Annotated in this window: 22 protein-coding genes; 7 read left to right on the top strand and 15 right to left on the bottom strand. The window is 69.2% G+C overall.

What is annotated here, in order from left to right; genetic code table 11:
* Window positions 1-121 precede the first annotated feature (121 nt).
* The 12 genes from ACLM5J_RS17815 to mraZ form a co-directional block, all read right to left on the bottom strand.
* On the bottom strand, window positions 122-868 hold the full coding sequence (locus tag ACLM5J_RS17815; protein WP_413657847.1) for a cell division protein FtsQ/DivIB: 747 nt from the start codon (window positions 866-868) through the stop codon (window positions 122-124).
* Complete coding sequence (gene murC, locus ACLM5J_RS17810) at window positions 861-2,297, bottom strand: UDP-N-acetylmuramate--L-alanine ligase (RefSeq protein ID WP_413657846.1); 1,437 nt, start codon at window positions 2,295-2,297, stop codon at window positions 861-863. Before murC ends, ACLM5J_RS17815 begins: the two co-directional genes overlap by 8 nt.
* Window positions 2,294-3,364, bottom strand: a complete 1,071-nt coding sequence (gene murG, locus ACLM5J_RS17805) for an undecaprenyldiphospho-muramoylpentapeptide beta-N-acetylglucosaminyltransferase (protein WP_413657845.1) — start codon at window positions 3,362-3,364, stop codon at window positions 2,294-2,296. Before murG ends, murC begins: the two co-directional genes overlap by 4 nt.
* Before the next feature lie 63 nt (window positions 3,365-3,427).
* The gene (gene ftsW / locus ACLM5J_RS17800) at window positions 3,428-4,612 is read right to left on the bottom strand and encodes a putative lipid II flippase FtsW (protein ID WP_413657844.1); all 1,185 of its coding nucleotides are present in this window, start codon (window positions 4,610-4,612) and stop codon (window positions 3,428-3,430) included.
* A 64-nt stretch (window positions 4,613-4,676) separates the two neighbouring features.
* On the bottom strand, window positions 4,677-6,146 hold the full coding sequence (gene murD / locus ACLM5J_RS17795) for a UDP-N-acetylmuramoyl-L-alanine--D-glutamate ligase (RefSeq protein ID WP_413657843.1): 1,470 nt from the start codon (window positions 6,144-6,146) through the stop codon (window positions 4,677-4,679).
* Window positions 6,128-7,243 (bottom strand): phospho-N-acetylmuramoyl-pentapeptide-transferase, encoded by a 1,116-nt coding sequence (gene mraY / locus ACLM5J_RS17790; RefSeq protein ID WP_413657842.1) that lies wholly within the window; start codon window positions 7,241-7,243, stop codon window positions 6,128-6,130. Before mraY ends, murD begins: the two co-directional genes overlap by 19 nt.
* On the bottom strand, window positions 7,240-8,649 hold the full coding sequence (locus tag ACLM5J_RS17785) for a UDP-N-acetylmuramoyl-tripeptide--D-alanyl-D-alanine ligase (protein ID WP_413657841.1): 1,410 nt from the start codon (window positions 8,647-8,649) through the stop codon (window positions 7,240-7,242). The genes mraY and ACLM5J_RS17785 overlap by 4 nt, the downstream gene beginning before the upstream one ends.
* On the bottom strand, window positions 8,646-10,100 hold the full coding sequence (locus ACLM5J_RS17780; RefSeq protein WP_413657944.1) for a UDP-N-acetylmuramoyl-L-alanyl-D-glutamate--2,6-diaminopimelate ligase: 1,455 nt from the start codon (window positions 10,098-10,100) through the stop codon (window positions 8,646-8,648). The genes ACLM5J_RS17785 and ACLM5J_RS17780 overlap by 4 nt, the downstream gene beginning before the upstream one ends.
* A gap of 74 nt (window positions 10,101-10,174) precedes the next feature.
* Window positions 10,175-11,893, bottom strand: a complete 1,719-nt coding sequence (locus tag ACLM5J_RS17775; RefSeq protein ID WP_413657840.1) for a peptidoglycan D,D-transpeptidase FtsI family protein — start codon at window positions 11,891-11,893, stop codon at window positions 10,175-10,177.
* A 41-nt stretch (window positions 11,894-11,934) separates the two neighbouring features.
* The gene (locus tag ACLM5J_RS17770) at window positions 11,935-12,534 is read right to left on the bottom strand and encodes a hypothetical protein (protein WP_413657839.1); all 600 of its coding nucleotides are present in this window, start codon (window positions 12,532-12,534) and stop codon (window positions 11,935-11,937) included.
* A complete protein-coding gene (gene rsmH, locus ACLM5J_RS17765; RefSeq protein ID WP_413657838.1) occupies window positions 12,531-13,517 on the bottom strand; it encodes a 16S rRNA (cytosine(1402)-N(4))-methyltransferase RsmH in 987 nt (328 codons plus the stop codon). Before rsmH ends, ACLM5J_RS17770 begins: the two co-directional genes overlap by 4 nt.
* 212 nt (window positions 13,518-13,729) lie before the next feature.
* Complete coding sequence (gene mraZ, locus ACLM5J_RS17760; protein WP_413657837.1) at window positions 13,730-14,158, bottom strand: division/cell wall cluster transcriptional repressor MraZ; 429 nt, start codon at window positions 14,156-14,158, stop codon at window positions 13,730-13,732.
* Between the two features lie 330 nt (window positions 14,159-14,488).
* Between mraZ and ACLM5J_RS17755 the strand changes: the two genes are divergently transcribed.
* The 3 genes from ACLM5J_RS17755 to ACLM5J_RS17745 are packed head-to-tail and all read left to right on the top strand — an operon-like array spanning window position 14,489 to window position 19,126.
* A complete protein-coding gene (locus tag ACLM5J_RS17755; protein WP_413657836.1) occupies window positions 14,489-15,466 on the top strand; it encodes an AAA family ATPase in 978 nt (325 codons plus the stop codon).
* A gap of 7 nt (window positions 15,467-15,473) precedes the next feature.
* Window positions 15,474-16,745 carry a DUF58 domain-containing protein gene (locus ACLM5J_RS17750; protein WP_413657835.1) on the top strand — a complete coding sequence of 424 codons (1,272 nt, stop codon included), beginning with the start codon at window positions 15,474-15,476 and terminating at the stop codon, window positions 16,743-16,745.
* Window positions 16,742-19,126, top strand: a complete 2,385-nt coding sequence (locus tag ACLM5J_RS17745; RefSeq protein ID WP_413657834.1) for a transglutaminaseTgpA domain-containing protein — start codon at window positions 16,742-16,744, stop codon at window positions 19,124-19,126. The genes ACLM5J_RS17750 and ACLM5J_RS17745 overlap by 4 nt, the downstream gene beginning before the upstream one ends.
* Before the next feature lie 32 nt (window positions 19,127-19,158).
* Here the strand turns inward: ACLM5J_RS17745 and ACLM5J_RS17740 are convergent, their stop codons facing one another.
* The 3 genes from ACLM5J_RS17740 to ACLM5J_RS17730 form a co-directional block, all read right to left on the bottom strand.
* A complete protein-coding gene (locus ACLM5J_RS17740; RefSeq protein WP_413657833.1) occupies window positions 19,159-19,587 on the bottom strand; it encodes a DUF3040 domain-containing protein in 429 nt (142 codons plus the stop codon).
* 99 nt (window positions 19,588-19,686) lie between these two features.
* Window positions 19,687-20,412, bottom strand: a complete 726-nt coding sequence (locus tag ACLM5J_RS17735) for a class I SAM-dependent methyltransferase (RefSeq protein ID WP_413657832.1) — start codon at window positions 20,410-20,412, stop codon at window positions 19,687-19,689.
* Between the two features lie 22 nt (window positions 20,413-20,434).
* Window positions 20,435-20,893, bottom strand: coding sequence for an SAV_6107 family HEPN domain-containing protein (locus ACLM5J_RS17730; RefSeq protein ID WP_413657831.1), 459 nt, complete (start codon window positions 20,891-20,893; stop codon window positions 20,435-20,437).
* Between the two features lie 147 nt (window positions 20,894-21,040).
* Between ACLM5J_RS17730 and ACLM5J_RS17725 the strand changes: the two genes are divergently transcribed.
* The 4 genes from ACLM5J_RS17725 to ACLM5J_RS17710 are packed head-to-tail and all read left to right on the top strand — an operon-like array spanning window position 21,041 to window position 22,736.
* Complete coding sequence (locus ACLM5J_RS17725) at window positions 21,041-21,508, top strand: YbaK/EbsC family protein (protein ID WP_413657830.1); 468 nt, start codon at window positions 21,041-21,043, stop codon at window positions 21,506-21,508.
* Window positions 21,508-21,876: an ArsC/Spx/MgsR family protein gene (locus tag ACLM5J_RS17720; protein WP_413657829.1), complete on the top strand. Its 369-nt coding sequence runs from the start codon at window positions 21,508-21,510 to the stop codon at window positions 21,874-21,876. The genes ACLM5J_RS17725 and ACLM5J_RS17720 overlap by 1 nt, the downstream gene beginning before the upstream one ends.
* Before the next feature lies 1 nt (window position 21,877).
* Window positions 21,878-22,498, top strand: a complete 621-nt coding sequence (locus tag ACLM5J_RS17715) for a DUF4126 domain-containing protein (protein WP_413657828.1) — start codon at window positions 21,878-21,880, stop codon at window positions 22,496-22,498.
* A gap of 40 nt (window positions 22,499-22,538) precedes the next feature.
* Entirely contained in the window at window positions 22,539-22,736 is a 198-nt protein-coding gene (locus ACLM5J_RS17710) for a hypothetical protein (protein ID WP_413657827.1), read from the top strand.
* Window positions 22,737-22,912 lie beyond the last annotated feature (176 nt).

The raw sequence follows: 22,912 nt of genomic DNA, 5'->3' as shown, positions 1-22,912 counted from the left end.
AAGGTCGACTCTCGCGTGCTATTTGTGCGCCCTCGGCACGTGCGCCTGACGGTTCGGCACGTGCGCCTGACGGTTCGGCGCGTATGCGTGACGGTTCGGCGCGTATGCGTGACGGTTCGGGCTACTTGACGGTGGGGTTGCCGGGGACGCTGACGTCGAGGGTGGTGCCCTCCTCGCCGAGCAGGACCTCGAGGACCTTGCCCTTGGTGGCGGACTCCTCGGCACTCCCCCAGACGACGCTGCGGCCGTCGCGTAGGACCAGGTCGATCTGGTCGACGGTGCGGAGCTCCACATACTCGACGCGGCGAGCCACCTTGGCCGGCAGCGCGCCGACCACCGAGGCACCCTCGGCCCGGACCTCCGCCGACAGCTCACCAGTCGCCCGGATCACCGGGACACCCTTGGGCAGGCGGGCGAACGAGCGGAACATGGTCCCGGTCTCGTCCATCCCCCGATAGCGCTGTCCGACCTGGATCACCGCGACGACGTCCCGCTCGCGGACCTGGACCAACAACGCGTTGGGCCACTTCCGGGATACGTCGACGCTCTTGACCGCCGGCAACTCCTCGATCCGAGAGGCCACCGCAGCGATGTCGACGCGAGCCAGCGGCTCGCCGTCGTCGATCTGGACCAAGCTCCGCACCTCGGCGTCGGTGACGAAGTCATTGCCCTGGACGTCCACCCGCTTCACCCCCAGCACGCTGGAGTAGGCGACCAACCAGACCCCGACCGCGACCACCATCAGGAGCGCAACGAGCGCAGCCAACAACCGCCCGAGCCGCCACCGACGCGCCCACTGACGGCGGGTGAACCGACGCCGCGTCGCCTCCGAGTCATCGACGCTACTGCGGCGCCGCCATTCAGGCATCGTCGCTGTCCAGCAGTTCCAGGACGCGCGGGCCGACGGTGGTGATGTCCCCCGCGCCGAGGGTGACCACCAGGTCACCGGCACGGGCCCGGGCTGCAAGTTCGCGGGCAGCGGTCTCCAGGTCAGGGGCGAATCCGACACACTCCGGTGCGAGCGGGACCGCCTCCGCGATGGCACGGCCGCTCACCTGGGGATCAGCCGCCTCGCGGGCCAGGTAGATCTCACAGACCACCACCTCGTCGGCAGCCCCCAACTCTTGGGCCATCTGCGCACCGAAGATCCGGGTCCGCGAGACCAGGTGCGGCTGGAACGCCACGATCAGTCGTCCTGAGCCGGCCACCTCGCGAGCCGCCTGCAGGTCGCCGCGGATCTCGCTCGGGTGGTGCGCGTAGCTGTCGTAGACCCGGACGCCGGCAGCTGTGCCCTTCGCCTCCATCCGGCGACGGGTGCCACTGAACTGGCCGAGCCCGGCGATCAGCGGCTCCAGTTCGAGCCCGAGTTCGGCACCGGTCGCCAGCACGGCAAGGGCGTTCAGCACATAGTGGCGCCCCGGGATCTGCAGCTCGACCTCGCCGAGATCGCGGCCCTCGCGCCGAAGGGTGAACCGGGTCCGGGTGCCGTCGTGGCGCACGTCGCGGGCGGCCAGGTCGAGACCGTCTTCGGCGTCGTCGTCCGTGGCGATCCCGTAGCGAAGCACCCGGCGCCCAGCGTCGCGAGCCGCGGCGGCCAGCACCGCACTGCCCGGGTCGTCCGCACAGGCGACAAGGAACCCTGCCGGGTCGAGGGTGGCGACGAAGTCGGTGAACGCCTGTTGGTACGCCTCTTCGGTGCCCCACTGGTCGAGGTGGTCGGCGTCGACGTTGGTCACCACGGCGGCGAACGGCTGGTAGTGCAGGAAGGCGCCGTCGCTCTCGTCGGCCTCGGCGACGAAGAGGTCGCCCGCGCCGACGGCAGCATTGACACCGGTACTGGTGAGCTCCCCGCCGATGGCGTAGGTCGGGTCGACCCCGGCCGCCTGCAGCGCGACGGTGAGCAGTGAGGTGGTGGTGGTCTTGCCATGGGTACCGGCGACCGCGATGGTGCGCCGTCCGGCCATCACCGAGGCGAGCGCAGCCGAGCGCGGCAGCAGCCGCAGCCCTTGGCGTTCGGCCTCCTGCACCTCCGGGTTGGTCTCCGCGATCGCGGTGGAGACCACCACCGTGTCGACGTCGTGGACCTGCGCGGCCGCGTGGCCGACATGGACCCGGGCACCCAACGCGGCAAGCGCGTCCAGGGTCTTCGAACCGGCCCCGTCGCTCCCGGAGACGGCGATGCCACGGGCGAGCATGATCCGGGCGATCGCCGAGAGGCCGGCGCCACCGATGCCGATGAAGTGGACGCGGCCGAGCTGGTCGGCCGGGAGCATCACCTCGGGGACCGGAACCTTCACCGTGCCGCCTCCAGAACGATCTTCGCCAGCTTCTCGTCGGCGTCCCGGCCGATCAGGGCGGCAGCTGCCGCCCCCATCGAGGCGAGCCGCGCCGGGTCACCCAGCAGCGCCGGAACGGTGTCGGCGATCCAGTCCGCGGAGAGTTCGGCGTCGTCGATCAGCAGGGCACCCCCTGCCTCGACCACCGGACGCGCGTTCTGGGCCTGCTCGCCGTTACCGATCGGCAGCGGTACGAAGATCGCCGGCAGCCCGGTCGCGGCAGCCTCGGTGACGCTGGAGGCACCGGAGCGGCAGAGCACCAGGTCGGCAGCGGCGTAGGCGAGGTCCATCCGGTCCACGAAGTTCAACACCCGGTACGGCACGCCGGAGTCACGCACCTCGGCCTCCCCCTTCGGGCCGACCACATGCAACACCTGGATACCGGCCGAGGCGAGCACCGGCGCGGCGGCGGCGACGGACTGGTTGAGCCGGCGAGCCCCTTGCGAACCGCCGGTGATCAGCAGAGTGGGGCGTTCGGCGTCCAGCTCGAAGAACTCCCGCGCCTCGGCGCGGAGCGCGACCCGGTCGAGTTGGCTGATCATCCGCCGGATCGGCAACCCGACGAACTCGCCGCCCTTGAGCGGGGTGTCGGGGAAACTGACCGCGACCCGGTCCGCGAACCGCGATCCGACCCGGTTGGCGAGGCCCGGCAGAGCGTTCTGCTCATGGATCACCAACGGCAGCTTGCGACGTCGCGCGGCCAGGTAGGCGGGCATCGAGACGTAACCGCCGTAGCCGACGACCACGTCGGGGTCGACCCGATCGAAGACGTCCATCGTCTGCTTGACCGCGGCCCGCAATCGGGCGGGCACCCGGAAGAAGTCGGCGTTGGGCTTGCGCGGCAGCGGCACCGGCGGGATCAGCTCCAGCGGGTACCCGGCCTCGGGGACCACGCGCGTCTCCAACCCGCGGGGTGTCCCCAGGCAGGTGATCTCAGCGGACGGCTCGAGGCGACGGATCGCATCGGCCGTCGCGAGCAAGGGAGAGGTGTGGCCGGCGGTACCCCCACCGGCGAGCAGAACGCGCAATCTGGAGCCTCGTGTCGGATCAGGTTGTTGGGACGGAAGAGAGAGCTGGGGCGCCGGTTCGTCTCAGCGCGCGGAGAGCCCGGCAGCGCCTCCGCGACGGCGGGCCGCCAGTGCCCGGGCCGCCTCCGGTTCCCGTCGGGCGAAGCCGATCAGGATGCCGAGGGCGATCAGGGAGGGCAGCAGCGCCGAGCCGCCGTAGGAGACCAACGGTAGCGGGATGCCGATCACCGGCAGGACCGCGAGCACCATGCCGACGTTGATCATCATCTGGCCGATCAACCACACGGTGATGCCGAAGGAGGCGTAGCGGACGAAGGGGTCGCTGGTGTGGGTTGCGATCCGGATCGCGGCATAGGCGATGGTCAGGAAGAGGGCAAGGACCAACAAGGTGCCGACCAGGCCGAGCTCTTCGCCGAGCACCGCGAAGATGAAGTCGGTGTGGGCCTCGGGGAGGTCACCCCACTTCTGCTGAGAGGCGCCGATCCCCTGGCCGAAGACCCCGCCGCTGGAGAGCGCGTAGAGGCCGTGGGCCGGCTGCCAGCCCGCGTCGTGGTACTCCTTGAACGGGTCTACGAAGTTGAAGAGTCGTTGACGGCGCTCGCTGTTGGTCGCCGCCAGATAGAAGACACCGACGCCCACCACCGTCAACGCGAAGGCGAAGAGCCGCATCGGGACGCCGACCGCCCACAGCAGCGCCAGCAGGATCGCGAAGACCACCAGTGCGGTACCGAGGTCGTTCTGCCAGACCACCAGCAGCGCCACCGCCAGCACGCCCGGCACCACCGGGACGGCGACCTCACGCCAGTCGTTGAGACGCCGCTCCTTGATCGCGAAAACATGCGCGGCCCACAGGACCACGGCCAGCTTGGCGACCTCGGACGGCTGGATCTGGATCGGTCCGAGCGCCAGCCAGTTGGTGTTGCCGTTGACCGAGACGCCGAGCGGTGTCTTGGTCAACGCGAGCAGCAGCAACGCGATGCCGAGCGCCGGCCAGGTGAGCCCCCGGAGCAGTCGCTGCGGCATCCGGGAGGCGATGAACGCCAGCGGGAGGCCGATGCCGACCCACATCAACTGACGCTTCACCACCGCGTAGGAGTCGCCATAGGTGCTGTAGGCGTGCACGCTGGACGCCGAGAGCACCATGATCATGCCGATGGTGAGCAGCAGGGCCGAGGCACCCAGCAGCATGTAGTAGGCGGCCAGCGGGTGTTCGATCGCGGACCGCAGGGACTGCAACCAGGCTGGCATCCGGAAACGCGATGCCGAGGCCGGTCGCTGCGACGTCGTACTCGCCACGCCCCGCCCTCTCTGGTCAGCCACCGAGTCGGCGCACCGCTTCGGCAAACTTGTCGCCCCGCTCGCCGTAGTTGGCGAACTGGTCCATGGAGGCGCAGCCCGGCGCCAGCAGAACCGTGTCCCCGGCCTGGGCCAGTTCCGCGGCAGCTGCGACGGCGCGCTCCATGATGCTGTCTGCTCCAGTCTCGCCGTCGCCGAGGACGATGACGGGCACATCGGGAGCGTGTCGCGAAAGGGCCTCGGCGATCAGCTCACGGTCGGCACCGATCAGGACGGCGGCGCGCAGCCGCCCACCCATCGCGGCGACCAACTCGTCGAAGCGAGCCCCCTTGGCCAGGCCGCCGGCGATCCAGACCACCGACTCGTAGGCGGCCAGCGAGGAGCGGGCCGCGTGCGGGTTGGTCGCCTTGGAGTCGTCGACATAGGTGACGCCGTTGTGCTGCGCGACCGTGGCGATCCGGTGCCCGTCGGGCCGGAACGCGATCAGGCCGTCGCGGATCGCGGTCCGCGAGACGCCGTGCGAGCGGGCCAGCGCAGCGGCGGCCAGGGCGTTGGCGACGAAGTGCGGGGCGGGCGAGGCGAGGTCCGAGATGGTGCACAGCTCGGCGGCGCTGGTCGCCCGTTCCTCGATGAAGGCACGGTCGACCAGGATGTCCTCGACCAGGCCGAGCATCCCGACGCCGGGCATGCCGAGGGTGAATCCGATCGCCCGAGCGCCCTCCTGGACGTCGGCGTCGATCACCATCTGCTCGGTCTGCGGGTCGTTCACGTTGTAGATGCAGGCCCGCTCGACCTGGTGGTAGATCTTGGCCTTGTCCCGGGCGTAGGCGGCCATCGCGTCGCTGCCGGTGTACCAGTCGAGGTGGTCCTCGGCGAGGTTCAGCACCGCCGCGGACTCGGCCTGCATCGACGAGCTCCAGTGCAGTTGGAAGCTGGAGAGTTCGACGGCGAGCACGTCGTACGGCGTCGGGTCCATCACCGCTTCCACGATCGGCACGCCGACATTGCCGACCGCCAGGGTCCGCTTGCCGGCGGCGGCCAGGATCGAGTTCAGCATCTGCACGGTCGTGGTCTTGCCGTTGGTGCCGGTGATCGCCAACCAGGGTGCCGCCGTCTCCGGGTCGCGCAGCCTCCAGGCCAGTTCGACCTCGCCCCAGATCGGGATGCCACGGGCCGCCGCCTGGGCGAGCAGGGGCGCGTCGGGGCGCCAACCCGGTGAGGTGACGACGAGGTCGACGTCGTCGGGCAGTACCGCCGTGCTCCCCTCCCCCAGCCGGAAGGTGGCGCCCAGGGTCTCCAGCAGTTCGGCGCGCTCGACGTCGACGTCGACGCGTTCGTCGAGTGCGGTCACCTGAGCTCCGAGGAAGAGCAGGTTGTCGGCAGCCGCGGCACCCGACACCCCGAAGCCCGCGACGACGGCGCGGACGCCGTCCCACGAACTATGACGACCGAGGTTCTGCAGGTCCATCAGGTGCCAGCCACCCATTCTGCGTAGAAGATGCCCATGCCTGCGCCGACGAAGAGGCCGGTGATGATCCAGAACCGGATCACCACGGTGACCTGTTCCCAACCGAGCATCTCGAAGTGGTGGTGGATCGGGGCCATCCGGAAGACCCGGTGCCCCTTCTCCACTCGGAAGACTTTGCGGATCGCACCGCTATGCGTCGAGGCTTTGAAGAAGCCGACCTGGATCATCACCGACAGGGTGACGATCACGAAGAGGCCGCCGAGGACGGCGAGCAGCAGCTCGGTCCGGCTCAGGATCGCGAAGCCGGCCATCGCGCCGCCGAGCGAGAGCGAACCGGTGTCGCCCATGAAGATCTGAGCCGGGGAGGCGTTCCACCACAGGAAGCCGAAACAAGCACCGGTCAACGCCGCCGCCACCACCGCGAGGTCGAGCGGGTCACGGACCTCGTAGCACTGTCCGTAGGAGATGTTCTGCTGGCCGCACCACTGGTTCGCCTGCCAGATGTTCACCAACGTGTAGGCACCGAAGACCATCATCGAGGCTCCGGCAGCCAGGCCGTCGAGCCCATCGGTGAGGTTGACCGCGTTGCTGAATCCGGTGACGAAGAGCCAGATCAGCAGCAACACCAGAACCACCGGCAGCGTCCACTGGTCGTAGTCGCGCAGGAAGGAGAGGTGCCGCGAAGCCGGCGTCTGACCGCGCTCGTCCTCCAGCCAGGGCGAGAGCGCCAGCGCACCGAAGGTCAGCGCGATCACGGTCTGGCCGATCATCTTGGCCTTGCTGCGCAGACCGAGGTTGCGCTGCTTGTAGATCTTGATGAAGTCGTCGAGGAAGCCGACGGTGCCCATCCCCACGAAGAGGAAGAGCAGCAGCAGGGCAGATGCGCTCGGCATCTGGCCGGTCACCAACTTGGCGACGGCGTACGCGATCACGGTGGAGGCGATCATCACGATCCCGCCCATCGTGGGCGTACCGCGCTTGGTGTGGTGCGTGGTGGGTCCGTCTTCGCGGATCTCTTGACCGTAGCCCTTGGACGACAGCACTCGGATCGCGTAACGCGTGCCCAGCAGCGACAGGATGAGCGACACCCCACCGCCAAGCAGGACCGCAATCATCTGGTTTCCTCCTCCGCCAGGCCTTCGGCCACGCTTTCCAGCCCAGCCGACCTGGACGCTTTGACCAGCACTACGTCGCGAGCGCCCGTCTTCTCGCGCAACCATGCCAGAGCCTCGGCCCGGTCGGCGACGGACACGACGGAACCAGGCTCCGATGTGATTCTCGCCGCTTCAGCCGCAATCGGAGCCGCGCCCGCACCGATGACGACGAGGACGTCGATACCGGTCCGCATCGCGATGGAGCCAATGGAGGCGTGCAGGGCGTCACTCTCGGCGCCCAACTCCTTCATCTCCCCCAGCACCGCGACCGTGCGGCGACCGCTGCGGAGACCGATCTCGTGCAGGGTGTGCAGCGCCTCGGTCATCGAGTCGGGGTTGGCGTTGTAGGCGTCGTTGAGGATCACGAGTCCGTCTGCGCGCTCGGTCAGCTCCATCCGCCAACGCGAGAGCCGGGTGGCCTGGTTGAGTGCCGCGACGATGTCATCGAAGTGGAGCCCGGCGGCCAGCGCCAGGGCTGCGGCGGCGGCCGCGTTGCTCACCTGATGGGTGCCGATCTGGCGCAGCACGAGCTCGGCCGTCTCGGCACCGTAACGCAGTGCGGTCCTGGGTCGGCCGAGGTCGTCGTAGTGCACCTCACGCCAGGTGACGGCACCGTCGAGCAGTGGATCGCCGCCAGGTTCCTCGCCGAAGCCGAGCACCGCGCCGACCGACGCTGCCGCCAGTCCCACCCGGGTCCGTCCGTCGGCCGTATTGATGACGGCGGTGCCCGTGGCCGGCAGGGCGGCGATCAGCTCGCCTTTGGCCTGCGCGGTCACCTCCAAGGAGCCGAACTCGCTGGCATGGGCCGACCCCACGTTGAGCACGGCACCGATCTGCGGACGCGCGATCTCGCAGAGCTCGTCGATGTGCCCCAGTCCGCGGGCACCCATCTCGACGACCAGGTACCGGGTCTCCGGTTCGGCGCGGAGCACCGTCAGCGGGACGCCGAGCTCGTTGTTGAAGTTGCCGGCAGTGGCGACGGTGGGCCCGTCGGTGGCCAGGATCTGGGCGAGGTAGTCCTTGGTACCGGTCTTGCCCTGGGAGCCGGTCATCGCGACCACGGTGAGCTGGGGCAACCGGTCGCGCACCGCGCGGGCGAGGCGACCCAGTGCCCTTACCGGGTCGGCGACCACGACCGTCGGCAGCCCGGTCGCCCTGGTGCCGAGGACGGCGACGGCACCGTTGGCACCGGCCGCGTCGGCGAAATCGTGTCCGTCGACATGCTCGCCCGGAACGGCGACGAAGAGCGCACCAGCGGTGGCCAGCCGGCTGTCGACGACCGCGGGGGCGGAGACAACCACGTCGGCGTCACCGACGACGGTGCCGCCGGTAGCCGCGGCGATCTCAGCAAGGCTGAACGGGATCATCGTCCGGCCTCCTCACGGACGACCTCGCGGTCGTCGAACGGATGCACCACACCGTTGATCTCTTGTCCTGTCTCGTGTCCCTTGCCTGCCACCACCACGATGTCGCCCGCGGTGGCGAGGTCGAGTGCCGCCCGGATCGCGGCCCGGCGTTCGCCGATCTCGCGGACCTCGGCCAGCCCACCGGACGCACCAGCCAGCACCTCGGCGCGGATCGCAGCCGGCTCCTCGGTACGCGGGTTGTCGTCGGTGACGACCACGACGTCGGCGAGACGGGCGGAGATCTCTCCCATCAGCGGGCGCTTGCCGCGGTCCCGGTCGCCGCCGGCGCCGATCACCAGGATCAGCCTGCCGCTCGCCAACGGCCGCAGGGTACGTAGCGCCGCCTCGATCGCATCCGGCTTGTGGGCGTAGTCGACGACCACCTCGTAGTCGGCGCCGACGTCGACCCGCTCCAACCGCCCGGGTACGCCACCCGCGGCAGCCAGCCCGGCGGCCAGCTGTTCAGCGTCGTGACCGACTTCGATCGCGGCCGCGAGTCCGGCCAGGGCGTTGGCCACGTTGAAGTCACCGGGGATCGGCACGAAGGTCCGCACGTCGACGCCGTTCGGCCCGCGGAGGGTGAACGCGGTGCCAGCCGGACCGGCGTCCAGATCGACGGCCTGCCAGTCGGCGTCACGACCGGTGATCGAGAAGGTCAGGGTCGGCACCTGGGCCTCGGCCAACAACCGTCGGCCGTGCTCGTCGTCGACGTTGACCAGGGCGCGCTTGGTGCGCGCCGGGGTGAAGAGTTCGGCCTTGGCCGCGAAGTACTCCTCGACGTCGGCGTGGAAGTCGAGGTGGTCACGGCCGAGGTTGGTGAAGACCGCGATGTCGAAGCGGATCCCGTCGACCCGACGCAGCACCAACGCATGGCTGGAGACCTCCATCGCGCAGGTCTCCACCTGCTGCTCCACCATCCTGGCGAAGAGAGCGTGCAGGTCGGGCGCCTCTGGGGTGGTCAGCGCGGTGGCGACATCGGCGCCGGCGATCCGGGTACCGACCGTGCCCACGACACCGGCGCGAACGCCCGCTCTGGAGAGCGCGAGCTCGACCAACCGGGTGGTCGTGGTCTTGCCCTGGGTACCGGTCACCCCGATCATCCGCATCGACTCGGTCGGGCGACCGTAGACGGTGGCGGCGATCTGGCCGAGCACGTTGCGCGGTTCGGTGACGACGAGGACGGGGACACCGAGCTCACCGGCCAGGGCAGCTCCCGCGGCGTCGGTGAGGACGGCGACGGCCCCAGCGGCGACGGCGTCGGCCGCGAACCGGGCGCCGTGCACCCGAGCGCCCCGAAGCGCTGCGTAGAGGTCTCCCGGCAACACCCGTTGCGAGCTGAGGGTGACGCCGGTGATCAGCGGATCACCGGGTCCAGCGGCGGATTCGCCGAGTTCAGCCCCCAAGCCACTCAGCGGAGTCTGCTGAGGTCGGGAGGGGCGCGTGCTGTTGAGATCTGCGGTGTTCACCACGACGTGAGGTTACCCGTTCACCACTCAATAGGCAGTGTCGACGGCGTGGTGCCGGTCGGCTTCACGCCGTACTTCCCGAGGAGGTAGGTCATCACCTGCTTGAAGACCGGTCCTGCGTTGCCGCCGCCGCCCATGCCGTTGGTCGGTCCGTCGATCACCACGTAGACGGTGAACCGGGCGTCGTCGGCCGGAGCGAATCCGGCGAAGGAGACGGTGAAGGTGCCGTCGTAGCAGCGGCAGGTCTTGCCGACCCGCTGGGCGGTCCCGGTCTTGCCCGCCACCCGGTAGTTGGGCACCGCGGCAGCGGAACCGGCCTCACCTTCAGCGGTGACCAGTTCCATCATCTCTGTGGTCTGGCGGGCAGCGTCCTCGCTGACCACCCGGCGCGTCTTCACCTCATCGGTGCCGACCTGCTGTCCGGTGTCGGTGGTCGCGCGGCCCATCACCAGGCTGGGCGAGACGTAGGTACCGCCGTTGGCGATGGTGTTGATCGCTGCCGCCATCTGCATGGCGTTGACGTTCAGACCCTGACCGAACGCGATCGTGTCGTGGGTGCCGGAGCTCCAGGTGGAGCCGTCGGCGACGACGCCGGCGGTCTCACCGGGGACCCCGATCCCGGTCTTCGAGCCGAGACCGAACGCCCGCAGGTAGTCGTAGAGGGTGGTGCTCTCCAGCCGCTTGGCCGCGATCACGGTGCCGATGTTCGACGACTTCGCCAACACGCCGGCCGCTGTCAGCTTGATCTTGTCGTGGTCCCAGTGGTCACCGATCGGCGCGGCGCCGGGCCGCTTGAGCTCACTGGGCACAACGATCCGGGTCCGGGCGCTCACCTTCCCGGCATCGATCAACGCCGCGAAGGTCAACGCCTTCTGCACCGAGCCGGGCTCGTAGGGGTTGGAGAGCGAACGGGCGCCGAGGTCACCCTTCTTGGTGCCCTCGAACGGCTTGTTGGCGTTGAAGGTCGGTACGTCGGCGAGAGCCAGCGTCTGACCGGTCTTGGTGTCGAGCACCACGGCCCGGCCAGACTCGGCTCCGGCCTTGCGGACCGCTGCGGCCAACGCGCGCTGGGTGTAGTACTGGACGTCGCGGTCGATGGTGAGCTGCAACGTCTCACCGTTCTTGGGCTTGACGGTGGTGCTCTCCCCGAGCGGGATCCGGTAGCCGGCGCCCACCTCGTAGGTGGCCTTGCCGTCGGTGCCCGCCAACTGCCCGTCGAAGGTACGTTCCATGCCGCGGAGCGGTTCGTCCTCGCCCAAGAAGCCGATCAGGTTGGCGGCGACGTCGTTGCTCGGGTAGTTGCGCATCGGGTCACGGTCGACGGTGATGCCCTTGAACCCGCGGTCCTTGATCACCTTGAGCGCAGCCTCGGCCTTGGTCGCCGGGACCCGGCGGGCCAGGTACTGGTAGCGGGTTCCGCTCTTGCGGAGCCGTTCCAGGGTGGAGACATAGTCGAGGCCGAGTTCCTCGACCAGGATCCGGGCGATCTGCGGGGCGTCGTCACGCGCCAACTCCGGGTCGCCGATCACCATCATCCCGTCGACCGAGGCGGCCAACTCGATGCCGGTCCGGTCGACGATCGCCCCACGCTCGGCCGGCAGCTCGACGGTCTGAACGCCGTCCCGCTTCGCCATCGCGGCATAGGACTTGGGGTCGATCGCCTGCAACTGCACCAGACGGGCACCGAAGAAGGAGAGCACCATCGCAATCACGATGAAGCCGATCCGCAGCCGGAACATCGCCGATCCGCTAGCTTCGCGGCGGGATTGGGCCAAGCGGCTCAACGGTTGCTCCGGTCTCCTGAGGGGTTGGTCTGCGTCTCATTACTACCTGCCGCGGAGTCCCGATCCGATGACCTGCGCCCCGTGTCGCGGTGGCGGGTCTCACTCGGCGTCGGGTCGACGTACTTGATCTTCGGGTCCGGGCTCAGCACCTTCGGCTTCTTCGCGGGCGGGCTCTCGATCGGGAAGGCCAAGGTGGCGTCGGCCGGCGTCGCCGCTCCACCCGTCACCTTGCCCTGCCGAAGGTCGATGAAGGCCGGCGTCGGTCCTTGGACCATGCCAAGCTCGCCGGCCCGCTGCGCGATCCGCTGCGGAGCGTTGAGGGCGTCGAGGTCCATCTGCAGGCCCTCCCGCCGAGCCGCGAGCTGACCGGCCTGTTTCTCCAGGTCGGTTGCGGTGAAGGAGTTCTGCTGCATCGTGGTGTTGAACATCAACAGCCCGACCACACCTGCGACCAGCAGCATCGAGACCATGATCACGAACGGGAACCGCGGGGTGCGCGCGCGCACCCGGGGAACAACCGTCAGCCGCGCCCTCTCGACCGCAGCTTCGGCAATCCGTTGGACGCGTACTCGGCTCTGCGGCAAGGGCGAGTTCATGCTGCATCTCCTCGAGTTCGCTCCACGGCGCGCAACCGCACGGAGGCGGCACGCGGGTTATCGGTCAGTTCTGGTTCCCGGGCCTTCTCCGCGCCTCGGGTGACGTTGACGAAGCGCGGCTGCAGCTCCTCAGGGACGAACGGCAGGTCCGGCGGGACGTCGGTGGTGGTGACCGCGGTGAAGGCCTGCTTCACCATCCGGTCCTCCAGGGATTGGTAGGACTCGACGACGACGCGGCCACCCACGCTGACGGCGTCCAGCGCCGCGGGCATCGCCCGGGACAGCACCTGCAGCTCGTCGTTCACCTCGATCCGCAGGGCCTGGAAGGTCCGTTTGGCGGGATGCCCGCCGGTCCGTCTGGCCGGTGCCGGGATCGCGTCGTAGAGCAGTTCGACGAGGCGGCCGGAGGTGGTGAACGGCTCGGCCTCCCGGGCCTCCACGACCCGGTCCGCGATCCGTTTGGCGAACTTCTCCTCGCCGTAGACCCGCAGGATCCGGGCCAACGCCGGCGCGTCGTAGGTGTTGAGCACCTCGGCAGCGGTGATCCCGCGCGAGTCGTCCATCCGCATGTCCAGCGGCGCGTCCTGGGAGTAGGCGAAGCCGCGGTCGGCCTCGTCCAACTGCATCGACGAGACGCCGAGGTCGAAGAGCACCCCGTTGACCGAGCTCAGGCCGAGATCGGCCAGCACGTCGGGGATCTCGTCGTAGACGGCGTGGACCAGGGTGGCCCGGTCTCCGAACGGCGCGAGCCGCCGTCCGGAGAGTTCGAGTGCGTGCAGATCACGGTCGATGCCGATCAGCCGGGCGTTCGGGAACGCCGTCAGCAGTGCCTCGCTGTGTCCGCCCAGGCCCAGGGTGGCGTCGATGACGACGGCGCCGTCCGCGGCCAGCGCGGGAGCCAGCAGCTCGACCACCCGGTCGAGCATGACCGGGACGTGGCGTGGCTGTTCCCCGTGCGGTGATCCGCTGACGCTGGGGTTCATCTGACTGGACCTTTACTGAGAGAGAGTGGCTGGTTGGTGGGGTGACCGCATCGAGATGCCGACTGGTGTCACCGAAAGATTCACAACGCCAGGTCCCTGCCCGCCCCCTTGGGGGAAGACGCCGTCTGGAACCGGGGAAGGTGCCCCAGAAGGCTTGAGAGCGGGCTCGAGACCTCGCGCGGTGAATCCAGTTCTTGTGTTGTGGGCTCAGCTCAGAAGCCGGGGAAGACCTCATCGCTGATCTCGGCGAACTTCTCCTCCTGCTCGGCGGAGTAGCTCTGCCAGGCAGTCGGGTCCCAGATCTCGATCCGGTTCATCGCTCCGATGACCATCACGTCTCGCTCAATCGAGGCGTACTCCCGCAGTACCGGCGCGATGCTGACTCGCCCCTGCTTGTCGGGAACCTCTTGTGAAGCTGCGGCGAAGAGCATGCGCACGTAGTCCCGTGCGCCTTTGTTGGTGACCGGCGCCTCGCGGAGCCGCTCAGTGAGTCGGCCGAAGTCCTCCATCGACCACACAGTCAGACAGCGCTCCTGTCCTCGTGTGATCACAAGACCCTCCGCCAACTCGTCCCTGAACTTCGCCGGAAGGAAAAGCCGACCTTTGTCATCGAGCTTGGGGGTGTAGGTGCCAAAGAACACCTGGCCTCACCCCTTCAGCCCACTTTTCCTCCACTGCGCCCCACTTTACTCCACATCTCCCCACCGTCAACCATGGCGGGGCGCGTTTCGCTCCCCTTCCACGCCTGAAACAGGCGGAGAAGCCGGAAACCCGCAGATCGACGTCGGCGCGTCGTTTCCCGCTCACGAGGGCGCTCGGTGCGCCAGCGCCACGCCTGGGCCCCTCCCATTTCGAGCAGAGGTGGAGGAAAGTGGAGGGAAAGGTGGAGGACCGTGGAGGAAGGCCTCCGGAGCACCACTCCCCTGCCCTCGCGACCTCCCATACGGTTGACTGGGCACAACGGTTGAACAGTGAGCGGAGGCAAGGTGGAGGCGCAGGCAGGCGACGTCGGTGCGGTAGCCCGGGTGGCGACCCGGATTCGCGAGAGCATCGAGCAGGTCATCGAAGGCAAGAGCGAGGTCGCCCGGACCGCGGTCACCGTCCTCCTCGCTCAGGGCCACCTGCTGATCGAGGACGTGCCCGGAGTCGGAAAGACCATGCTCAGTAAGGCGTTGGCGCGCTCCGTGGACGCCACCGTGCGCCGGATCCAGTTCACCCCGGACCTGCTGCCCTCCGACCTGACCGGCGTCAGCGTCTACAACCAGGAGAACCGCCAGTTCGAGTTCCGGCCCGGCGGGATCTTCGCCAACATCGTGGTCGGCGACGAGATCAACCGTGCTTCGCCCAAGACCCAGTCCGCGCTCCTCGAATGCATGGAGGAGCACCAGGTCACCGTCGACGGCCAGACCTGGCCGCTGGAGTCGCCGTTCATGGTGGTCGCCACCCAGAACCCGATCGAGATGGAGGGCACCTACGCGCTGCCCGAAGCACAGCGGGACCGGTTCATGGCGAAGGTCTCGATGGGCTACCCGCCGGCCGCCGCCGAGATCGCGATGCTCGCTTCGCACACGCGCTCCAACCCGCTCGACGACCTCGAGCCGGTCACCGACACCGCCGAGATCGCCAAGCTGATCTCGATCGTCGCGGGCGTCCACGCCGCGGACGCCGTGCTCCGCTACGTGGTCTCACTCGCCGAAGCGACCCGCGCGACGTCGTCGCTGCTACTCGGCGCCTCACCGCGGGCCTCCCTGCAACTGGTCCGCGCGGCCAAGGCACACGCCGCGATCAGCGGCCGCGACTACGTGCTGCCCGACGACGTCCAGTTGATGGCACGCCCGGTCCTCACCCACCGTCTGATGCCGAGCGTCGAGGCCACCATGAGCGGCCACACCCCGCACCAGATCCTGGACACGATCCTGGCCACCGTGCCGGTTCCCGCACCCCACTGAGGTAGCCGTGCGTCGAGGACTCTCCGGGCTGACCAGCCGTGGCCGCTCTTTCCTGGCGGCCGGGTTGACCGCGATCTGCTGTGCGATCGTGCTCGGCCAACCCGCGCTGACCCGGGTCGGAGTCCTCCTGGTCGCCCTCCCCCTGCTCTGCGCCGTCCTGGTCGGCCGTAACCGGTATCAACTCGCGCTCAGCCGCACCCTCAGTCCGGGCCTGGTCAGCGCCGGGGCGCCGGCCACCGTGCAACTCACCCTGCGCAACGAGGGCCGGATCAGAACCGGGCTGCTCCTGGTCGAGGATCAGCTCCCCTACGCGCTGGGCAACCGTCCCCGGTTCGTCGTCGACGGGCTCAAGCCACAGACTCCCCGGACCACCACCTACCAGGTACGCAGCGACGTCCGCGGCAACTTCGTGATCGGCCCGCTCCTGGTCCGGATCAACGACCCGTTCGGGATGGTGGAGCTGGGTCGCTCCTTCCACGCCAGCACGAACCTGGTCGTCACGCCGCGGATCACACCGCTGCCACCGATCCCGATCGGTGGCGCCTGGACCGGGGCCGGAGACAACCGCCCCCGCGCCTTCGCCACCGGTAGCGCCGAAGATGTCTCGGTCCGCGAGTACCGGCGCGGCGACGACCTGCGCCGGGTGCACTGGCGCAGCAGCGCCCGGACCGGCGAGTTGATGGTGCGCCGCGAAGAACAGCCCTGGCAGTCACGGGCCACTCTGGTCCTCGACAACCGCGCCACCGCCCACCGCGGCACCGGCGCTGCCTCCTCCCTGGAAGCCGCGGTCGCCCACACCGCGTCGATCGCCGCCCACCTGACCCAACGCGGCTTCACCGTTCGCCTCGTCACCGCCGACGGCGAAGACCCGAACTCGGTCTGGCACGACCGCTCCCGCGGCCAGGACGTCAGTCCGATCCTGGAAGCGCTGGCCGTGCTTGAGACCACCCGCCGCGCCCACCTGGCCACCGACTGGATCGCCGACGCCGGACACCAAGGCGTGCTCATCGCCGTCCTCGGCGAACTCGACGACCACGATCACGGCGCGCTACGCAGAATGCGGATCAGCGGACGACGTCCGCTGGCGATGACCCTCGACGTCAACGCCTGGACCCAGCGCAACGCTGCCCCCGCGGGTCGAGCAGCCTGGCTCTCCAGCCTGGGGTGGGCGGCGATCGACCTGCGCCCGGGCGACGCCCTCGCGCCGGCCTGGCAGGAGCTCGGACGGCGCGCCGACCGCCCGACCGGAGCGCCGGTGGCCGAGCGGAGTGCCCCATGAGCCTGAACCTCAACCGCACCGCTCAACTGCCGCTGCTGATCGTCACCGCCCTCACCAGCTGGCTCACCTTCCTGTCCTGGAACGGTTTCACCGACCAGCCCTCCGACTTCCTGATGCCACTGGCCGTCGGGCTGCCGATCGTCAGCCTGGCCGGCGCTCTCGCCCGCGTCGCGCGCTTCCCGTTGATGTTGGTGATGGGAAGTCAACTGCTCGCCATCTTCCTGATCCTCAACGTGGGCTGGGGCTCCGCCCCGCTCCCGACCCCAAGTTCGATCCGGACCGTGGTGGAACGACTCGACACCGCGTTCGGCGACATCGCCGAGTTCGCCTCGCCGGTGCCCAGCAACGAGGCACAGATCGCCATCGCACTCGTCCTCTTCGCGTTGCTGACCCATCTCCTGGTCGACCTGTTCGCCTGCACTCTCGGCCGTCCGCCACTCGCCGGGCTTCCCTTGCTGGCCGCCTACACGGTGCCGGTCAGCGTCCTGGAGAGCGGAGTACCGGCGACTGTGTTCATCCTCGGCGCGGCCGGGTTCCTGTTGATGCTGGTCGTCCACGAAGCCAGCCGCGCCAACCGCTGGGGCCGCGCCCTCGGCGCCTCGGTCGACACCATGCCGACCACGCTCTATCCCGCCCGGCGGCACCCCGTCGCGCTCGGGTCGCTGGCGATCCTGGCAGCGGTCTCGCTCCCACTGATCATCCCGACCGCCGGGGTCGACCTACTCGGTGGCCGCGGCGGCAACGACAACCAGGTGACGATCACCAACCCGATCACCGATCTGCGTCGCGATCTGGTCCGCAAGGCCGAGGTGCCGCTGCTGGAGGTCCGCGGCACCAACGCCCCCAGCTACTACCGGATCGCCGCACTGACCCGCTACACCGGCGCCACCTGGACGCCGGGCGACCGCGATCTCCCGGCAGAGAACGCCGCGGACGGCGAGCTGCCCAGCCCCACCGGGCTCGACGCCGCGACGCCGAGCTCCAGCACCCGGATGGAGCTGAGGGCCACCAAGGAGTTCGCCTCACTCTGGCTGCCCACGCCGTTGCGGACCCAGAGCCTCTCCGCCGGCGACGACTGGCGCTACGACGCCAAGGTGCTCGACATCCACTCCGCCGACAACGACATCACCACCGCCGAGTTCGCCTACTCCCTGGAGCAACTCGAGGTCGACATCACCGCGGAACAGCTGGACGAGGCGCCGCCAGCCCCCGGCGACCTGGTGCGTACCTATGCGACCGTGCCCGGAGACCTGCCGCAGATCGTCCGCGACCTGGCTGACGCCGTCACCGAGGACGAGACGACGGCCTATCGCAAGGCAGTCGCCCTGCAGCAGTGGTTCCGGGACCCGGCCAACTTCACCTACTCGTTGCACCCCGATGACAAGAGCTTCGGCAGTGGCAACCTCGCGCTGGAGCACTTCCTCTCCCCCGACGGGCGGGTCGGCTACTGCGAGCAGTTCGCCTCGGCGATGGCGATCATGGCGCGCAGCCTCGGCATTCCGGCCCGCGTCTCCGTCGGTTTCCTGAGCGCCGACAACCTCTCCACCAACAACTGGGTCTTCACCAGCCACGACCTCCACGCTTGGCCCGAGCTCTACTTCGAGGACGCCGGCTGGGTCGCCTTCGAGCCGACCCCGGCCAGCCGGGCGACCGCCGTACCCGAGTACACCGAGTTCGAGGTGGCGCCGCCGCGGAACACGCCGTCGGCCGAGCCGAGCAGCTCGGCGTCCGCCCAGCCCAACCAGCCGAGCCGGGCACCTACGGCCGCCCCTCGCGACCCGGCCCCGGTGGAGAGCACCAAGGCCCCGACCCAGGACGAGAGGAACCGGGCCTGGTGGCTGCTTGTTCCGGCCATCCTCGTCCTCCTCGCCGGGGCAGCACTCGCCCCGCGTTGGCTTCGGAGTCGGCGCCGCGAGCGCCGCTGGGCAGCCGCCGACGCGGGTTCACCCGCCGAGGCAGCCTGGGCCGAACTGCGCGACACCGTGATCGACGTCGGGCGCGAGTGGCCAGAAGGGACCTCGCCGCGGGTCACCGGCGCCTACCTGCGCTCCTGGCTGGGCGCCGTCGGCAACACCTCCGCGCGGCCCGGGACCGGGCCACAGGTGGCGCCCGAGGCAGCGGCCGCGCTTGCCGAGATCGTCGGCATGGTGGAGCGCAGCCGCTATGCCTCGACCGCCGACCAGACCGATGCCGCCACCGTGCGCGCGCTGACCGACGAGGTCAGCGCCGCGCTGATCGCCGGTGTCGCTCCGCGGATGCGGCGCCGCGCCCACTGGTTCCCGCGCTCCGTGCTGCGACGCACCGCCGCGAAGGGCGGGGTCACCGAGCCGGCCATGGACGAGGAGAGCGCCGAAGACAGGAACGACCACCTGCTCACCTGAGCAGATGGTCGGTTCGTTGGTGTCGGTCGAGCTCAGAAGCCCTGGTCGCGGCGCTTGCGCCAGCGCTCCTCCATGCGTTCCATGAAGGAACCGTCGGAGCCGCGCTTACGGCCGCGGGACGCGCGACCGCCGTCCAGGATGCTGAAGCCTTCGTGTCGGGTGGTGCGCGGGGCCTGTGCGGCAGGGGCGGCGTTCTGCCCGCGCAACGCGGTAAGACCCACCATCGCCGCGGCCAGCATGACCACGAAGCCGATGACACCGACCACGATCATCTCTGTGATCGCGCCGGTCATCAGCACGACGATCCCGAGAACGAAGATGACGCCGGCGATGACAGCCCGGCGACGAGCAGCGTGACGCAACGACGTGCCGCGCAGCGTGGAGGCGAACTTCGGGTCCTCTTCAGAGAGGGCGCGCTCCATCTGCTCGAGCAGTCTCAACTCCTCTTCGGAGAGTGGCACTGGTTCCTCCCGGTGAACTTCCCCGCAGTCGACTGGCGGGCCATCACCCCCAAGTCTAGGCAGGGTGATGCAAAGGCGGTAGCCGCACCTAGGAAATTCTCACCGCTTCTGCGCCAGCAGGTGGACCTGGCTGGCCAGCGGTAGATACTCGGGGCGGTCCGCTACCGCTCGCTCCAACTCCTGGAGCGCGGACGCCGAGCCCGGCTCGAGGTCGATCAACGAGCCCGGGACGAGGTCGGCGAAGACCCGGAGGCCCTGGATCCCGGTGACCTCGAACCCGGCCGCGGCCAGCAACTCCCCCGCCTGCTCTGCGGTGTAACGGTGCCGGACGCCGCGGCCCGTCGTCGCCTCGCCGAGGCCGTCGAGGAGACCCGCGGCCTGGGCGAAGTGGCCGGCCATCGCCCGCGCGATCACGGCGGCATGCCGCTGGGCCAGCACCAGGCTGATCACTCCACCAGGCTTGAGGGCGGTCGCGATCTGCTGGAGGCCGCGAGCGGGTTCGCCGACGACGTCGAGGACGCCGTGGCAGAGCACGACGTCGACGGTGCCCGCCTCCACCAGCGAGTCGAGCGCGAAGACGTCACCCTGCTGACCAACCACACGGTCGGAGACAGCGGCCTCCTGAGCCCGTCGAGCCAAGGCAGCAAGAGCATCGGGACTGGGGTCGATCACCCGGACGGTCGCACCGCGTTCGGCGATGGGTACCGCCAGGCCACCCGTTCCGCCACCGATATCCAGGACGGTCGTGACGTTCTCCACGACCGGCTGAAGCCGCTCCCAGAGCGCAGTGGAGCGGGCAGAACTACGACGTTCGCTAGCGACCATGCCGCCACCCTACGCGGCGGAATCAGGCGCTGCGCTCAGCCCTCCACGCCGATTCGTTCTGTGCCGAAACATGGGGTACCAGACCCAACGCCTGTTCGATCACGGCCAAGAACTGATCGGCGGAACGGACCAACGCGTCCGCCTCGGCCTGGCTGACAGCCCGGGTGGAGCCGGCCTCGGCAGCGGCACGCTTCGCCGCACCCGCAGCGAAGAAGCCGCTCCAGTCGGCGAGCTCCGGGGCGGCCTCGGAGAGCAGGATCCACGCGTTCCGCTGGCGGCGCCGTCCGGAGGCGGACGGCACCGAGCGGGCCGCGATCAGCGCCGCTGCCGCACGCAATGCGGCGACATGCGCGAAGGAGTACCGGCTAGCGGCGTCGGTGGCGGTGATCGCCTCGTGCAGCGACTCCGCCGAGCGCTGCAAGTACGAATGCGTGGTCGCCGGCAGCAGGTACGGCGTGACTGCCAGGGTTGAAACCGCCATCGTGGACTCCTTGATCACTGGCTCGAACACATGTTCGAACAATCCTCACGGTACCGGCACCTCCCGACTCACTCAAGGGCCGACACTCAGAAACTTCTGGCAACCTCTCAGCACCCTCCGACAGAACTCGCGGCCTACGATGCGGGCATGACTGTCGAGCATCCCTCCGTGGCCCGGTTCGCCGCCGCACTCGACGCTGCCGGCGGCACCGGAGAGATCCGGATACTCCCCGACTCGGTGCACACCGCTGCGTTGGCTGCCGAGGCCCTGGGCTGCCCGGTCGGGGCGATCGCCAACAGCCTGCTCTTCCACACCGACGGCACTCCGGTGCTGATCCTGACCAGCGGCGGGCACCGGGTCGATACTGCGAAGGTCGCCGCGCACACCGGCATCCTGCGACGCGCCGACCCGGAGTTCGTCCGCACCCACACCGGCCAAGTGATCGGCGGCGTCTCCCCGTTGGCGCACCCGGCACCGATCCCGACCTGGATCGACACCGAACTCCGAAACTATGAGGTGGTGTGGGCCGCAGCCGGACATCCGGCCGCGGTCTTCTCGACCAGCTACGACGAATTGCTGGCGATGACCGGCGCAACCGAAATTGAGGTGGCCTGATGGAGATCTGGATCAACCCCGCGTGCTCGAAGTGCCGCACCGCCGTCTCGACGCTCGACGAGGCGGGCGCCGAGTACACCCAGCGCCGCTACCTCGACCAGCCCCCGACGGTCGCCGAGCTCGACGAGCTACTCGGCCGCCTCGGGCTCGAGCCGTGGGACGTCGCCCGGACCGGCGACGCCGCGGCCAAGGAGGTGGGGCTTCGCGCGCTACCCAAGGACGCCGAGAACCGGCCCGCCTGGATCGCCACGCTGGTCGAGAACCCGCGGTTGATCCTGCGCCCGATCATCACGCTCGACGACGGCAGCGCCGTGATCGCCCGCGACCCCGAGACCCTGGCCCGGGTCATCGAGCAGGCCGGCAGCTGAGATGGAGTCGCTCGCTCTGGTCTTCTCCAGCGGCTGGGCCAGTGGGGTCAACGCTTACCTCGTGGTCCTGGTGCTGGGAATCGCGGACCGGGTGGGCGGCTACGACCAGATCCCCAATGTGCTGGGCAACCCGGCGGTGCTCGCCATCGCCGGAGCCCTCTACGCGATGGAATTCATCGCTGACAAGATCCCGGCGATCGACTCCACCTGGGACGCCATCTCCACCGCGATCCGACCGACCACCGGAGCCATCATCGGCGTGCTGATCGCCGGCGACGCCGACTCCCTCAACGGGGCGGTCGCTGCCGTCGTGGGCGGCGGCACGGCGTTGGCGTCGCACGCCGTGAAGATGGGCGGCCGACTCGCGATCAACAACTCCCCCGAGCCGGTCACCAACATACTTGCCAGCACTGCTGAAGACGTTGTGGTCCTTGCCGTGGTCTGGTTCGCGATCGAACACCCGGTGATCGCTGCCAGCATCGCAGCGACCCTCCTGGTCCTCGGGCTCGCCTTCCTCTGGTTCGCGATCCGGTTGATCCGGCGCGGCTGGGCCCGCCGGAAGGCCCGCCGCGCCGGGCTGGCAGCACCTTCAGCTGGGGCGAGCCCACCGGGCCGGGGTTAGATTCGGCGGTTCTGTCGGGCGGTTCTGATCGACTGTTCTCATGATCGAGATCGACGCCCGGCACGTCCCGTATGAGGTCACTGACCTCGATGCGGGTTGTCTGCTTGCGGTGATCTCCGAGAGCCACGAAACCTCGCTGGTACTGGCTCGGCGCCAACTGCGGTTCGCGCACCAATGGTGCGTGCTCAACCCCGTGGTGGACGGGTCTCGACAAGCTCGACCAACGGACCACCGGTGACCGAGCCTGCCGAGACCAACACCACCGGTGACCGAGCCTGCCGAAATCAAGACCACCGGTCATCGAGCCTGCCGAAATCAAGACCACCGATGATCGAGCCTGCCGAAATCAAGACCACCGATGATCGAGCTTGTCGAGATCAGGTCCACCGGTGATCGAGCTTGTCGAGATCAGGT

The organism is Nocardioides sp. Bht2 (assembly GCF_047308515.1).
Lineage (GTDB): Bacteria > Actinomycetota > Actinomycetes > Propionibacteriales > Nocardioidaceae > Nocardioides.
The sequence above is the reverse complement of the archived record's forward strand: the minus strand, read 5'-3'. Positions and strand labels throughout refer to the sequence as shown.

Excerpts from the sequence above, each read along its gene's own strand:
- ACLM5J_RS17775 (WP_413657840.1), bottom strand. The coding sequence starts at position 11,893 with ATGTTCCGGCTGCGGATCGGCTTCATCGTGATTGCGATGGTGCTCTCC.
- rsmH (WP_413657838.1), bottom strand. The coding sequence starts at position 13,517 with ATGAACCCCAGCGTCAGCGGATCACCGCACGGGGAACAGCCACGCCAC.
- ACLM5J_RS17715 (WP_413657828.1), top strand. The coding sequence starts at position 21,878 with ATGGAGTCGCTCGCTCTGGTCTTCTCCAGCGGCTGGGCCAGTGGGGTC.
- ACLM5J_RS17725 (WP_413657830.1), top strand. The coding sequence starts at position 21,041 with ATGACTGTCGAGCATCCCTCCGTGGCCCGGTTCGCCGCCGCACTCGAC.
- ACLM5J_RS17720 (WP_413657829.1), top strand. The coding sequence starts at position 21,508 with ATGGAGATCTGGATCAACCCCGCGTGCTCGAAGTGCCGCACCGCCGTC.
- murD (WP_413657843.1), bottom strand. The coding sequence starts at position 6,146 with ATGGGTGGCTGGCACCTGATGGACCTGCAGAACCTCGGTCGTCATAGT.
- ftsW (WP_413657844.1), bottom strand. The coding sequence starts at position 4,612 with ATGCCAGCCTGGTTGCAGTCCCTGCGGTCCGCGATCGAACACCCGCTG.
- ACLM5J_RS17785 (WP_413657841.1), bottom strand. The coding sequence starts at position 8,649 with ATGATCCCGTTCAGCCTTGCTGAGATCGCCGCGGCTACCGGCGGCACC.
- ACLM5J_RS17770 (WP_413657839.1), bottom strand. The coding sequence starts at position 12,534 with ATGAACTCGCCCTTGCCGCAGAGCCGAGTACGCGTCCAACGGATTGCC.
- ACLM5J_RS17815 (WP_413657847.1), bottom strand. The coding sequence starts at position 868 with ATGCCTGAATGGCGGCGCCGCAGTAGCGTCGATGACTCGGAGGCGACG.
- ACLM5J_RS17745 (WP_413657834.1), top strand. The coding sequence starts at position 16,742 with ATGAGCCTGAACCTCAACCGCACCGCTCAACTGCCGCTGCTGATCGTC.
- ACLM5J_RS17735 (WP_413657832.1), bottom strand. The coding sequence starts at position 20,412 with ATGGTCGCTAGCGAACGTCGTAGTTCTGCCCGCTCCACTGCGCTCTGG.
- mraY (WP_413657842.1), bottom strand. The coding sequence starts at position 7,243 with ATGATTGCGGTCCTGCTTGGCGGTGGGGTGTCGCTCATCCTGTCGCTG.
- ACLM5J_RS17730 (WP_413657831.1), bottom strand. The coding sequence starts at position 20,893 with ATGGCGGTTTCAACCCTGGCAGTCACGCCGTACCTGCTGCCGGCGACC.
- ACLM5J_RS17710 (WP_413657827.1), top strand. The coding sequence starts at position 22,539 with ATGATCGAGATCGACGCCCGGCACGTCCCGTATGAGGTCACTGACCTC.